This is a genomic window from Synechococcus sp. (assembly GCF_982614295.1).
The window spans coordinates 1-13,519 of sequence record NZ_CEXBMR010000008.1; the positions used below are offsets into that span (position 1 = coordinate 1).

Genomic DNA, 13,519 nt, shown 5'->3' on the forward strand with positions numbered 1-13,519 from the left:
TTAGTGAAGGTGGATTACGCAGTTTGATTAGCGCCACCTATCAACTGCTTGGCCTCCGCACTTATTTCACAACAGGTGAAAAGGAAACCCGCGCTTGGACCATTAAATCAGGCATGACAGCACCGCAAGCAGCTGGGGTGATCCACACAGATTTTGAACGGGGTTTTATCCGTGCTCAAACAATTGGCTATGGCCAATTACTAGAAGCAGGTTCCCTTGCAGAAGCCAAGGCCAAGGGTTGGCTGCGAAGTGAAGGTAAAGAATATGTGGTGGCAGAAGGTGATGTAATGGAGTTTTTATTTAATGTTTAATGATTAATGATTAACGCCAAATAAATGGCCGGCCGCTGAGGTGAGCCCCATGGCAACGGCGCCCCAGATCACCATCCGCAGGGCTCCTCTACGCACAGATGCCCCACCTGCCGCTGCGGCCATGCCACCAAATATCAAAAGGCTGCCAAGGGAAAGCAACACCGTGAAGGGCACCACCTTGCTAGCTGGAGCTAGCAATATCGCCAGCAATGGCACCAGTGCACCCAAGCCAAAGGCCAAAGCTGATGCAAAAGCTGCCTGCAAAGGCCTTGCCCTAAGGGTTTCGCTGATGCCTAATTCATCGCGGGCATGGGCTTCTAAGGCCCCTTGAAGGCTTAGTTGTTCAGCTACAGCCCTGGCGAGGCTGGCCTCCAAACCCCGGGATCTGTAAATCGAGCTGAGTTCTTCTAATTCACCCTCTGGATCAGATATCAATTCCGCCGCTTCCTTAGCCAGATCTGCTTTTTCTGTATCTGCCTGGCTTTGCACCGACACATATTCACCAGCTGCCATGGATGCAGCTCCAGCCACCAATCCAGCTAAGGCGGTAATTAGCAGCGTTTCTGGTTTGCTGCTTGCACTGGCAACCCCAACCACCAGGCTGGCCACTGAAATGGTGCCATCATTTGCCCCTAACACCGCCGCCCGCAACCAGCCGGCCCGATGGCTTTTATGGGCTTCCCGGTGGCGGCGTTGCAATTGCATAGGCCATAATCTTATTCAAATATCAGTTTTTTAAAGATATTCTCATGGCCAATACCCCAAACGAAAAGCCATCTGAAACCACTGGCCAGCACGATTTTGAGGTGCAGAAGGAATTGCATCAAAAAATTCGCAACGATCCCGATTACGACGATTGGGAATACGGAACGGAACCTTTACCCCATGAAGGTTGGAGTAACCCCAATGCTGCTAAGCAAAGCCCAGACATCACAAGCCAAAGCCCTAAGCCATGACCTTGAAACTCCATCAGCAAACCAGCTAAAGGTGGCAAGCTGATCCCGCTGATTGCCCAGGTTTGTGAATAGATACCCAAAGCTAGGCCTTGATTTTCGCTGCTAACAGATTCCACCACTGCTTCAGTGATGGTGGGTAAAAAAGCAGCTGTGCCTAATGCCAATAAGGGTTGAGCCAGCAACAGCAACACCAAACCTTTTGGATGCAAAGCTGAAAGGGCCAAAAGAAAGCAGCCGCCGCTAAAGCAGAGCAAGCTCAACCGCAATCCTTTTGCAACCGGTTTGCTGCCGAGCCAATGACCCACCGGCCATTGCAATATCAGCACCAGCAATAGTTGCAACACAATTAATAATCCACCGCCCGCTTCTGGTAAGCCCGCCCGAGCTAAACCGCCATTAGCAAGATCCAATGGCAACGCACTTTGTTGCAGTGTTAACAGCCCGGTTCCTAATAACGACACCGCCAATAACGGCAGTAATGATTGCCCCCACCAGCTTCTTTTTTGGCCTGGCGCTAATTTTGCTGGCGCTGGAGGTAATCCCCGTTTTGGTAATTCCCTGATCAGCCATAACAAAACCAGCATTCCCACTAGATCCACTCCGTAGATCAAACGCAATGCCTGGGCCCCTAGCCCCCAAGCGATGCAACTGCCAATTAGCGCACCTGCAGCTATTCCAAGGGCATCGGCTGTGCGGGCAAGCGCAAATCCTTCACTAGAAGGCAGTGGCGCACTGAATTGGGCGCTGGCCAATTCGGCAGCAGGCCAATAAAGCCCCATCGCTAAACCAAGCAATAGTTCACCCAGCACAAAGGCATGAAAACTATGAGCTCGAAACAGCAGCAGATCTGCGCCGATTGAGCAAATCGCCCCCAGCCGTAGAGGTGTTCCTAACGCAACGCCCCGATCGAGCAGCAGGCCACTGCTTGCCCTTGCCACAAGGCCAACGGCGCTGGAAAGTGCTAACGCCAGCCCTATTTGGCTGCTGCTAAGCCCCAAACGGTTGAATACAAGCGGGCCAAGGAACAAAATTCCCCCAGCCCCTAACGCTGCTACACCTCGAATCTGCGCCACTCGGCGTAAGGTGCGCGGAAATTGCAGCCACCACCTGGCAAGTTGCACCATTGTTTCTGCTTCGTTCGCCAACTCTGATCCATAAACCTTTAGCCAAGGTTGTCTTGGCAGTAGCAGTGTTTTGTTTATGGCATCCACCCCTGTTAGCAGCTGAACGCTTAACCGTGAAGGCAGCTGGTTTGGAGATTCCCTTAGATCTTCAACAATTGGAAGCTTGGGCCCTTCAGCCAAAAGACAACAAGGAGCTGGGCCCCTGGTTAAATCTGTTGGATCCAAATACCCAGCGCAGTATTCGTGAGTTGTTACTGCAACCGCTGCAATTAAAGGGAAGTTCAGTGGCGCCGATAATTAACAGCTGGGCTGGGCAACAGTTGGTGCAACAACTGGGCAGACTTTTGCGTTCTCCCAAAGGAGATGGGGGTGATCTGCTACTCAATTTGTTGCAACAATCAAATTTTGCCAATGTGCTCGCCTTACTTAGGGGCGCCCCTGTAACTGAACTAAGCCTTGATCTCGATGCTCTAACGGAGTTAGCAGAACGGCTCCGGCTTCAATTGCAACAGCAGATAAGCCTGCAAAAACAACTAAGAAGCCTTGCACTAACTCCCCGCACTTTTGCTGCCTTGCCTGTTGAGCCCCTGAATGCAGAAAATTCAATACAAACAACCCTCCCTGTTGCGCACCGGCTTGCTCCCATCCCATTGCAGCTGTGGTGGCCAAAGGGGAAAAGCTCTGCAAGCCATTGGCTTTTGCTTAGCCATGGCTTAGGTGGCTCGATTGATCAGTTGGCCTGGCTGGGGCGGGGCCTTGCAGCCCAGGGTTGGCCAGTGGTTTCAGTGCAGCATCAAGGCAGTGACGCTGAGGCGGTGCGAGGCCTGCTGGAGGGGAGAGCTGCCCTGCCAGGCATTGAAAGCCTGCCTAATCGAATTCAAGATTTTGAGGCAATTAGTGCAGCAATTGCCAGCCAGCAGTTGCGGTTTGGCCCCCATCCCACCCCGCCACGGCTGATGCTGCTTGGACATTCCTTAGGTGGAGTAGCTGGACTGCTATGGGCTGGCGCTGAATTGCAAGCTGGCCTTGAGCAACGTTGCGCAAAAGCAATGTTGAGCATTCCTGTATTAGATAGCTCTTACCTATTGCAATGCCAACTCACAGCATTAAATTTGCCGAAAATAAATACTCCAAGCAATCTTGCAGCAGTGGTAGCAATAAATGGTTTTGGCAGTTTGCTTTGGGGTGATGCAGGTTTACGTTCTTTGGAATTACCTGTATTGATGTTGGGGGGCAGCCTCGATCTTGTTACATCTCCATTGCGGGAGCAGTTGCTGCCTTTTCAGCAATTACCAAATCCCCGCAGCCGATTAGCAGTAATTGAAGGTGCTAGCCATTTTTCTGCAGTGGGCCTTGAAAAAGAACAAGCGTTAATGCATTTGGGTACAGATTTTGTTGGTAAGGATCCGCAACAGGTGCAAACGATGTTGCTGGAAATCCAAATCAGCTTTTTGCGCAGTATCGAGGAGGGGCAGTCAGCGCCGCTGGGTGTATTTAATGAGGGTGAAGTGCAGGCCTATGTGATCGATCGCAAGCTGCTCAAGCAATTGCGGCCTCTGCAGCAGTTTTCAGAAGTTGAGGCGGGGATCCAATAGGGCTACCAACACATCAACCACCAAACTCACCATCACCACTAAAGCTGCCACCACAACCACAATTCCTTGCACTAAGGGGTAATCACGCCGGTTGATTGCTTCTTGTAATTGATTTGCAATACCTGGCCAGGAAAAGATCACCTCTATTAATAGAGCCCCTCCCACTAAAGAAGCCACCGTGATACCAGCAATCGTGAGCATCGGCAGCAGAGCATTGGGAAGGCCATGGCGCAACACAACTTGTGTTTCGCTGATGCCACGGCTGCGGGCCGCTTCCACATAATCGGAACGCAATACACGGCGCAGATTTAGCCGCAAGGCATTATCGAAAATGCCACTTAATAACAGCCCCAGGGTGAAAGCTGGTAAAGCGAGGTGGCGTAATGCGCCACTTACCACCTGCCAATTGCCTTGCAGCACCCCATCAAGTAGATAGAAGCCAGTGCCACTCGGTGGCACCAGTGTTGGCGGGAATCGCCCCCCCACGGGGAACCAACCCAGGCCCACCGCAAATATCAGTTGCAACACCATCGCTGCCCAAAAACTTGGTAACGCATAGGTGCTGATTCCATATAACCGGCCCGCTAAATCAATTTTTCCCTCTGGTTTTGCAATACCGCTAAAGCCAGCGATTAAGCCCAATACAATTGCTATTACTAGGGCTACAAATCCCAATTCAATGCTGGCGGGCAAGGCATCCCGCACAATTGCCCCCACAGACTTTGCACTCACCATTGAGGTGCCGAGATCACCCTTAAGCAGATCACCTAAAAAATCTAAATATTGCATTGGTAGTGGTTGATCTAAGCCCAATTGCTGTCGTAACTGTTCTCTGGCAGCAGCGCTGGCGCGGCTGCCAAGTAGGGCATCTACCGGATCACCCGGTGCCACTCGCAGCAATAGAAATACCAAGCTTGAGATCAGCCAAAGCATCACTGGTGCTAGCAGCAGCCTGCTAGCGAGATAACGCAAGAGCTTTTTGCTGCGATCCATTCCTATCGAGCCCCCTTTTCTATCTGTAATTGGGCAAGGATTAAGCGGCCGCTGCCATCAAAACGTGGTGTACTTACGGGTGGCCGCGCCCAGGCCCTTGAACGCACAAGCCAAATTGGTAAGTAAGGAACTCCAAGGGCTGCGCGCTGCTGCACGGTTTTGAGCATTTCTAAGCGGGCGGGGCCAGTGATTTGCTCAGTTTCTAAAAGTTGTTTCTGCAAACCTGGCGCGGCCCAAAAACTACCGCTTGCGGCGCTTTCACCTTCTAAACACACATAACCCTGGGGGCGTTTGCAGGCCAGTAATGGCACGAGGTAGTTATCAGGATCGGGGTAATCTCCCGACCAATCCAGCATTATCAACTGAAATGCACCATCTCCAAGTTGCCGATAGGCGGTGGTGGATTCCATTCCCGTGATTTTTAGCTGCAAGCAATCACCGAGCTTTGCATTCAACATCTCCTGCCAGGTAAGGGCAAAGAGACGATCGGTTGGCACATTTGAACGATAGGTGAGATTTAAGGCCAAGGTTTTGCCTGCGCAGTATCCCTCTTGCTCAAATAATTTTCGGGCGGCAGCAAGGTTTTGCTCCGGCCAGCCCGCTTTTGCCCCGGCCAAGCTCGGCGGCACAAGGCCATAAAGCGGTGTACGGATGTTGTCGCTCACCCTGGCGCTGATCTGGGGGCGATTGAGGCTGTAGGCCAAGGCTTTTCGTAAGCCAAGCCGATTTAAGGGGGGGCGATCGCTCAACACGCTGAGATAACCGATTTCTAGTGCTGGCCCCACCCCTTCTCGCAATACGCCCCGCTGGGCCTCTTTGCGTAATGTTTTTTGCTGATCCGGTTCGACGCTGCTCGATAGCAATACATCCACATCCCTACCCATCAATGCGCCAAACAGGGTGGTGGAAGTGCCCATGCTCACCATCGCAATTCCGTTGTTGCTTGGTTTTTGCCCCCAATATTTTTTAAACGGCGTCAGCCTTTGCAATTGCGGGCTGGTGAAGCTGAGTTGATAAGGGCCTGTACCAACAAAATTGCCTGTTAAAAAACTGCGTTGATGTTTTTTATAAGCAGTTGGTGAAACAGGGGTGAGGCTGGTGGAACTGAGCAGTGCCGCAAGGGGGCTGAAGGGTCTGCGCAGGGTGAGTTCTAATTCATAGGGGCCGAGCACTTTTACCGCTGTGATGCGATCTCCCACCACATAACTAAGTTTTGCAATCGCTATAAACCGCCGCAAACTAAAAGCCATTGCTTCGGCATTAAATGCGGTGCCGTCATGAAAAATAACCCCCTTGCGCAGCTGGATCACCGCCCTAAGCCCTTGGTTGCTGATCTGCGGTAAGGCAATTGCCAGCCTCGGTTCTATCTGGCCATCAGCGCTAATTCCGTAAAGGGGATCCCCCAATGACGACAGCAGTTGGATGGCAGCAGTAGTAGTGGCTTGGGCTGGATCGATCGTGTCGATAGAGCCAAAGCTGGCCACCACAATTGGGGCCTGTTTCTGCTGCAGTTGCAAATTGCTGCAACCACTCAGCCCAAGCCACAAGCCAAGCAGGGGGAAAATCCAGCTTTTTTTGGAATTAGGCAAGAGTTTCTTTTATGCAACTCCAACTTATTGCCTTGCCTAGAGGGTGCGTAAACAGCTCACAACAGCTTCTACCTCCGAGCGCAAAAGAATCATCTCTAAGGCGTGGCGAAAGTTGCTTTCTTGCACCTCATGGGTGATCACCACAATCTCAGCACCGCTTCCTTGGGATTGGAATTGCACGATAGATTGCAAACTAACTCCAGCGGCACCAAAACAACTGCCGATATGACCAATCACCCCAGGAAGATCCGCCGCCTGGAAACGCACATAGTTGCGATGTTTTGTAATTGCGCTATCTACTAAACAACAACTGCGCCAACTCGTGGCAGCAAGCAATGGATCCAACTTTGCAGCAGGGCCTCCCACTTGTTGGATCGCTGCAATATTGAGAATGTCTGCTACCACAGCACTAGCGGTGGGGCCTGCCCCAGCTCCTGGCCCGTAGAACATCACTTGCCCCACTGGATCTCCCTCCACCAATATGGCGTTATTTACTCCGTTTACCCCAGCCAGCGGATGGGTTTTGGGCACCAAGGTGGGATGCACCCTCACATCAAGCACTTCACTTGTATCAGTAATAGTTTTAACCCGTTCAGCTACCGCTAATAACTTCACTACATAACCCAATTCTCGAGCGTAGTTAATATCTCGCAACTGCAAATTAGCAATCCCTTCTGTGGGGATTTGGCTTCTATCAACAAGGCCGCCGTAGGCAAGGCCCACAATAATGGCGATTTTATCTGCAGCATCCCCGCCTTCTACGTCGGCGGCGGGATCGGCTTCTGCATAACCAAGAGCCTGGGCGTCAGCTAGCACTGCTGCGTAGCTAGCCCCTTCATCGGCCATGCGGCTGAGAATGTAATTTGTGGTGCCATTGATGATGCCGCTTACCCGCTCAATGCGGTTTGCCCCAAGCGACTGTTTCAACGGCTCAAGTATTGGGATGCCGCCACCCACCGCTGCTTCCATCAATACATAAACACCTTTTGCCGCTGCTGCTGCTGCAATTTCAGCTCCGTGGCGGGCGATCACTGCTTTATTGGCAGTTACCACAGGTTTACCTGCTTCGATAGCAGCCAGGATCAAACTGCGAGCCGGTTCAATCCCCCCCATAACTTCCACCACTAAATCCACCGCAGGATTTGCCACCACAGCAGCGGCATCGGTGCAGAGCAATTCTTGGCTAAATCCTTGGGGAAGGGTTCGCGCCAGGCTGCGCACCGCCACTTGGCGCAATTCGAGCTCTGCAACTAAAGGATGACGGCCACTGGGATTAAGCAGGATTTCAGCCACCCCTGCCCCCACCGTGCCAAGCCCCAGCAAACCAATACCAATTGCCATTCAAACGTTTCGGTATGAGTTGATCCTATAAATGCGCTGCCTGAGCCTGCATATGGCGCAGGATATTGAGAAATCCATTAGCCCTTGATGGGGTAAGGCTGCCTTGCAGGCCGGTTTCTGCAATAAAGCAAGGATCAATTGCTTGCACCTCGCTGGCGCTGAGGCCATTAAGCCCTGCAATTAAAAGTGCTAATAAACCTTTTGTGATTTGTGCATCAGCCTCCCCCTGCCATTGCAAGCCGTTAACGCCTGCAGTGGGGGCGACAAAAACCTGGGATACACAACCTTTCACCCGATTGCTTTCGCATTGCAATTCAGCAGGGGCTGGCGGTAATTTTTTTGCTAACCACAACACATATTCATAACGGCGTTTGGGATCACTGCTGCCTTTTAACTTGGCAACAATTTGATCAAGGGCGGCGCTGCCGCTTGCCATGGCGGATGAATCCAATGAATGCAAATGAGCCTAGGGCGCTGATGCCAAGTAGCGGGCGGCTTAATTCCAAATAATCGCGGTGGCCCGGGCCGCCATCTACCACCACCTCCCATTCGCGGTTGGCTTGGGCGGGCACTTTTGCTTTAAAGCTGCCATCACTGCCGGTGCGGCCCAGCTTCAGGCTTTCACTGCCATCGGGGGATTGCAGCCGCACTTCAGCGTTAACTAAAGGCTCACCAGTGGAAAAATAAGTACGAAATTGCAATAAACCAGAGGCTCCTAAGCCACTAAAGTTTGTTTCCACTCCATGGGCTTTCACTGAAGGCTGCAGTGCTGCTCCAATCAATAAACAGGAAATCCCTGTTATAGCTGCAATATTTGCTTTGCTCTTTGCTAGCCCTTTGAACATCGCTCAGAAACCAGGAAAACCGCCAGCTTGATCTAAGCGCCCAACTTGCACCATGCCAACCATTGAGCCGATCATTAGTTCAAGGGCCCGATTAGAGCGTTGCTGCTTGCTTGCAACCGCTGCAGGCTTGTTAGGTAAGGATTTACCGGATTCAAGATTTGGAACAGAATCTGAAGTTGAAATGGGAATAGCCACCAACACCTGCTTCGCGTTGCTTACTTACTCATCCTGGCAAGGGTATGGCGCTTGCTAGGGAAATTGAAACGCTTATTTAAATTTGTAGCCAATGCAACCCCAATTCACTAATCCAGCCAGCAAACGGAATATCCCATGGATCACAAGGTAGTTCTGCTTTTATGCATGCATGGGGTAACACCACCAAGGCGGGCACCTCCCTCCAACAGGCGGCTGCCCGTAGGCGGTCGTACCAGCCACCGCCAGAACCAAGCCGAATGCCCAGTTGATCGATTCCTAAGGCGGGCACCAGCATCAACGCCACTTGCTTTGCAGAAAGTGGATTTTTCCCTGTAGGGGCGGAAATACCACAGCTGTCTTTCGTAAGAGGGGTGCTGCTGCTCCAACTAAAAAACTGCAATCCCCCAACTTCCGCTCGAGGTAAAGCCAGCTCAATATTATTTTCAGCAAGTGCTAAGAGATTTACCTCACCAGCTAAAGGCCAATAGATCGCTACAGCGCCAGGGCGGTTATTGATAAGTTTCGGCACTATTAGTTTGGTTTGTTGAGCTACATCAGCAAATGTTTTGGCGCTGATTTGTGAGCGCAGCAGCCTTAACTCATGGCGTAGGGTTGATTTCACCGTTGAAACCAGGCTGTTAAGGCCACAGCTAATGCGTCAGCGGCATCATCTGGTTTGGGCCGTTCAGTTAGTTCTAATTCACGCATCACGGCATCTTGCACATCACTTTTATCGGCGTGACCGTGGCCGGCTAGGGCAAGTTTTATTTGCATCGGCGGATATTCAACAATCGGTATGCGAAAACGAGCCAGGGTCATAATTAATACCCCGCGCGCTTGCACTACCGCAATTGTGTTGCTGGAGCGGTAGAAGAAAAACTTTTCCACCGAGGCTAAATCCGGCTGCCAGCGGCGGATTAATTGGCGTAGATCATTAGCGATTTCCACCATTCGCTGGCCTTCACTTCTGCCCGCTTCTGTGCTGATAACGCCGCAATCAAGCATTGCCATTGGCGGCCCAGTTTCTACTACGCCGTAGCCCACCCGAGCTAAACCTGGATCTATACCGAGGATGCGCATAGGGCTAATTCAAATTCACTTAAATCTTTTGGCACTGGCCTTGAAAACACCTGGCAAAACATCTTTATTACCCGTTCGCCGGAATCCACCGCTTCAAGTGGATCTTTACGCAAGCGATGCCTTAAACAACAAGCCACCACTCGAGCTACATCTTCATCACTCACTTCAAGTCGCTGTTCATAGGCTGCTAGGGCTCGAGCTGCCCTATTTGTAACAATGTCGCCCCGCAGCCCATCTACATTCAACTGGCCGCAAACCTCGGAGATCTTTAGACGTAGATCAGGATCTAACTGAACTTTTGATAACCGTTGCTGGGCTGCCACCACCAGGCTTTGTAATTGCTGTTGAGCTGCTTCCACCTGCTGAAGATAGGCATCCGGATCGCTATCAAAACTGCTGCGTTGTTCCACCACCTGCACCCGCTGCTGGGCATTGCGCACGGTGCGCACCTCAACGCTCATGCCAAAACGATCAAGCAATTGCGGCCTTAATTCACCTTCTTCTGGATTCCCCGAACCTATTAATACAAAACGGGCCGGATGCCGCACAGAAATACCTTCCCGCTCCACTGTGTTCCAGCCAGATGCTGCTGAATCCAATAAAACATCAACCAAATGATCATCAAGCAGATTTACTTCATCCACATAAAGCAAACCCCTATTTGCCTTTGCCAGTAAGCCAGGTTCAAAGGCCCTGATCCCTTCACTAAGGGCTTTTTCGATATCAATAGTGCCGCAAAGGCGATCTTCCGTAGCGCCAAGCGGTAGATCCACCATTGGCACTTGGCGCGGTTCCACCTGCAGTGTTTCCCCGGCTTCGGCGCGGTTGCGCACTTCAACGCTTTGGAGATCTGGATCGGTGGGGGAGCTGTTGTATGGATCGCCAGCCACCACATCAATTTCCGGCAACAAATCAGCTAGAGCGCGAATTGTTGTGCTTTTGCCCGTGCCCCGATCACCCATGATCATCACGCCACCGATGCGTGGATCGATCACATTGAGCAGTAAAGCCAGCTTCATCTCAGCCTGGCCAACGATGGCGGTGAAGGGATACACCCTGCGCTTGCGAACCTGGCTCACCACTAATTAACGGGCACTGGTTCGGATTGTTTCACAGCTGGGGCTGGCGCCAACGGTGTAACCGTAAGCACCTGCACTGGGGTGATGTCTGCTGGCACGATCAATCGCACCCGCACATTGCGTTGTTCCCCAGGTGCCAGGGTTATGAGGCCAAGGGGTTTGCCCATATCACCCGAACGCAATACCAAATGTTGGTACCTGCGGCCGGGGTTGCCATCTAATCCGCGCAGCTCCACGGTGCCGCGAAAAAAAACTGCAGGGCCGGCTGGATTTTTAAAAAGAAGCCCCCCCTCTTTTCGATCGCGTTTTAGCGGTGATTCCAAACTCAAGGCCAATTGTTGATTTTGTTTGCTGTTGTTGCGAAGGGGGAGATCAAGGTCGTATTCCACTCCGTAGTTACCGTGGGCTTCCCATGCGGTATTGGGGTAGAAAGCCATCAATGGTGCTGATTGCACCTGGCCGGTGCCAAAGGTTCCTTTTTGCAGGCTGGCAATTGGCCAACTCACCGGCTGCTCGCCAATCTGCAACACCTTGCTACCTGGATCGCTCAACAAACCCCTCCAGCGTCGCCCTTGTTGAACTCCGCTTACGCGCGAATAAATCATTGCCCCCGGTGCCCCCTTTGGGGTTGGGGCATGTTCTTTTTCGCTTAAACCGCCATCTAAAAGCTCAAGAAATTGCTCTGGGCTGGGGGGGGTATCACTTATTAAGGCAAGGCTTGCAAGTGCGATAGGGCCATCCGTTTCAAAACGCACCTGCAAATTGCGGCCGTTTAGCAATGGATCCAAACCTTTTACAGGTATAGGCAAGCTAAACAGCATTTGGCTGATGTTTGGCCCCAGGCTGATGCTGGCGGGTAGCCAGGCTGGTCTGGGGGCGTTTCCAGCAACAAGATCTCCCGCCACCCTGGAGCCAGGCCCTGCATATACGCTCAAACCATCGTGTTCCATTTGGCCCGGTAGGGGCAAAAAGGGGGCATCGGGTTGAGATAACCAGCTAGCGCCAGTTGGCATCCTTACGGTTACTGCTTTATTGCTGCGGTTCCCAACCACGATGCCCTGCCAAAGGGTGCTATTTGCTTGCGGCCCTGAACCGGCAAAAATGTGGTGGCTAAATAATTCAAAATTGCCCTCTAGGGGCACATTTAAGTGGGCATTTGGCACCCCACGGCTTTTGCCATCAAAGGTGGAAAGCAGAATCCCAGGGCCCTTAATCACCTCTGGATTGTTGTCGTTAACCATCAAGCTGCGGTCTAATTGACCGGGTAGCGCCCGCACTTGGCCAGGGCGAAACTGTTCCGTTTGGCTTTGGGCCAGCACCGGAAGCAGAAGAGTTTCAAAGAAAAAACTGCTTAAAACCGCCGGCAGTAAAGCAAATCTCATTTCGCCCCCAGAGCAACTGCAGTGGCTGCTGCCATAGCGCGGATTAGATCAGTGCTGCGGGGGTCGTTGAAAGGACCCTTCACCATGAAAGAAGCCACAGCGCGCCGGCCATCGGGTAATTCAATTAGGGCTGAATCCACGTAAGCGATCCCGATATCTCCGGTTTTATTGAAAATCCTCACCCCTTTTGATAGCAAAGCAGTGTTTACGTCGTCGTTGCCGCCCCCTAGGCCCTGCAACCAGCCGCTGGGGATCAAGGTGTCTGTTCTTGAGCTGCCAAGGGTTGAACGAAATAAATCTCGGCTGCGAGGTGATAACTCCTTACCGGTTTCTACTAGGGCAATGGCGCGGGCTTGATCCTTTGCGCTGCTGGTATTTGTGCCATCAAGGTCTGGCAACCAGTTTTTGATGCTGGTATCTAGTAAACCAAGCTCTAAAAATCTTGCATTTAATGCAGTTTTACCGCCCAATCTTTGGATTAATAAATTTGTGGCAGTGTTATCACTAACGCGAATCATTTCAGTTGCTACTTCATTGAAGCTGAAGCGGCTGCCCATCGGTTGGCTGCCCATCCAACCTGAGCCGCCACCAACTACAACTTTGCTAAGGCTTAGTTTTTCGTTTAATTTCGCCTTGCCTTGATCAATTGCTTCAAACGCAACAAGAAGTATTGGTGTTTTGATCGCGCTAGCGGCTGGTAGCGGGGTATCTGGATTTAGCTGCGCGTAATTCCCGTTATCTAGCACCAGTGCAAAGGCACTAACTTTGAGATCCGGATGGCGGGCCGCCAATTTTGCATAGGTTTGGCTCAAAGCACTTAATTCAAGTTTTGGCTTGAATTCCCCCATGCTGCCTCGGGTAATAACCGGGATTGCACTGTTAACGCCAGCGCCGGCATCGCTAAAGCGTGGCGCCAACAGCTTCAAAACGGTGCCTGTAAGCACGCCAAGGCCCACCCCAAGGATTAGCAACCTCAGAAGTAATAAAGCTGGTTGGCTTGCGGAAAAACGTTGGCTCAAAACTTGGCCT

The 13,519-nt window shown here is 51.8% G+C and carries 15 protein-coding genes; 2 read left to right on the top strand and 13 right to left on the bottom strand.

What is annotated here, in order from left to right; genetic code table 11:
* Positions 1–311, top strand: a 311-nt coding sequence (locus AC2JC8_RS02350) for a DUF933 domain-containing protein (protein WP_484594144.1), incomplete at its 5' end; no start/stop codon positions are given.
* Between the two features lie 3 nt (positions 312–314).
* On the opposite strand, the gene AC2JC8_RS02355 is transcribed toward AC2JC8_RS02350, so the two are convergent.
* The gene (locus AC2JC8_RS02355) at positions 315–1,016 is read right to left on the bottom strand and encodes a VIT1/CCC1 transporter family protein (RefSeq protein WP_484419807.1); all 702 of its coding nucleotides are present in this window, start codon (positions 1,014–1,016) and stop codon (positions 315–317) included.
* 142 nt (positions 1,017–1,158) lie between these two features.
* Positions 1,159–2,478, bottom strand: a complete 1,320-nt coding sequence (locus AC2JC8_RS02360) for an MFS transporter (protein ID WP_484594145.1) — start codon at positions 2,476–2,478, stop codon at positions 1,159–1,161.
* Here AC2JC8_RS02360 and AC2JC8_RS02365 point away from each other — a divergent pair.
* Entirely contained in the window at positions 2,445–3,986 is a 1,542-nt protein-coding gene (locus tag AC2JC8_RS02365) for an alpha/beta hydrolase (RefSeq protein WP_484594146.1), read from the top strand. The genes AC2JC8_RS02360 and AC2JC8_RS02365 overlap by 34 nt on opposite strands.
* On the opposite strand, the gene AC2JC8_RS02370 is transcribed toward AC2JC8_RS02365, so the two are convergent.
* The 11 genes from AC2JC8_RS02370 to AC2JC8_RS02420 all read right to left on the bottom strand — a co-directional run bounded on the left by AC2JC8_RS02370 (position 3,960) and on the right by AC2JC8_RS02420 (position 13,509).
* Entirely contained in the window at positions 3,960–4,979 is a 1,020-nt protein-coding gene (locus AC2JC8_RS02370) for an ABC transporter permease (RefSeq protein ID WP_484401549.1), read from the bottom strand. The genes AC2JC8_RS02365 and AC2JC8_RS02370 overlap by 27 nt on opposite strands.
* Positions 4,980–4,981: 2 nt before the next feature.
* Positions 4,982–6,568: an ABC transporter substrate-binding protein gene (locus AC2JC8_RS02375; RefSeq protein WP_484401548.1), complete on the bottom strand. Its 1,587-nt coding sequence runs from the start codon at positions 6,566–6,568 to the stop codon at positions 4,982–4,984.
* 36 nt (positions 6,569–6,604) lie between these two features.
* Positions 6,605–7,909, bottom strand: coding sequence for a homoserine dehydrogenase (locus tag AC2JC8_RS02380; RefSeq protein WP_484401547.1), 1,305 nt, complete (start codon positions 7,907–7,909; stop codon positions 6,605–6,607).
* 25 nt (positions 7,910–7,934) lie between these two features.
* Positions 7,935–8,345: a SufE family protein gene (locus AC2JC8_RS02385; protein WP_484401546.1), complete on the bottom strand. Its 411-nt coding sequence runs from the start codon at positions 8,343–8,345 to the stop codon at positions 7,935–7,937.
* Positions 8,320–8,754 carry a hypothetical protein gene (locus tag AC2JC8_RS02390; protein WP_484419803.1) on the bottom strand — a complete coding sequence of 145 codons (435 nt, stop codon included), beginning with the start codon at positions 8,752–8,754 and terminating at the stop codon, positions 8,320–8,322. Before AC2JC8_RS02390 ends, AC2JC8_RS02385 begins: the two co-directional genes overlap by 26 nt.
* 3 nt (positions 8,755–8,757) lie before the next feature.
* Complete coding sequence (locus tag AC2JC8_RS02395; protein ID WP_484401543.1) at positions 8,758–8,949, bottom strand: hypothetical protein; 192 nt, start codon at positions 8,947–8,949, stop codon at positions 8,758–8,760.
* A gap of 76 nt (positions 8,950–9,025) precedes the next feature.
* On the bottom strand, positions 9,026–9,571 hold the full coding sequence (locus AC2JC8_RS02400) for a 5-formyltetrahydrofolate cyclo-ligase (RefSeq protein WP_484401542.1): 546 nt from the start codon (positions 9,569–9,571) through the stop codon (positions 9,026–9,028).
* Positions 9,568–10,029, bottom strand: coding sequence for a crossover junction endodeoxyribonuclease RuvC (gene ruvC, locus AC2JC8_RS02405; protein ID WP_295458927.1), 462 nt, complete (start codon positions 10,027–10,029; stop codon positions 9,568–9,570). Before ruvC ends, AC2JC8_RS02400 begins: the two co-directional genes overlap by 4 nt.
* A complete protein-coding gene (gene bchI / locus AC2JC8_RS02410; protein ID WP_484399641.1) occupies positions 10,011–11,108 on the bottom strand; it encodes a magnesium chelatase ATPase subunit I in 1,098 nt (365 codons plus the stop codon). Before bchI ends, ruvC begins: the two co-directional genes overlap by 19 nt.
* Positions 11,109–11,110: 2 nt before the next feature.
* On the bottom strand, positions 11,111–12,490 hold the full coding sequence (locus AC2JC8_RS02415; protein WP_484594147.1) for a DUF3370 domain-containing protein: 1,380 nt from the start codon (positions 12,488–12,490) through the stop codon (positions 11,111–11,113).
* The gene (locus tag AC2JC8_RS02420; RefSeq protein ID WP_484399643.1) at positions 12,487–13,509 is read right to left on the bottom strand and encodes a serine hydrolase; all 1,023 of its coding nucleotides are present in this window, start codon (positions 13,507–13,509) and stop codon (positions 12,487–12,489) included. The genes AC2JC8_RS02415 and AC2JC8_RS02420 overlap by 4 nt, the downstream gene beginning before the upstream one ends.
* Positions 13,510–13,519 lie beyond the last annotated feature (10 nt).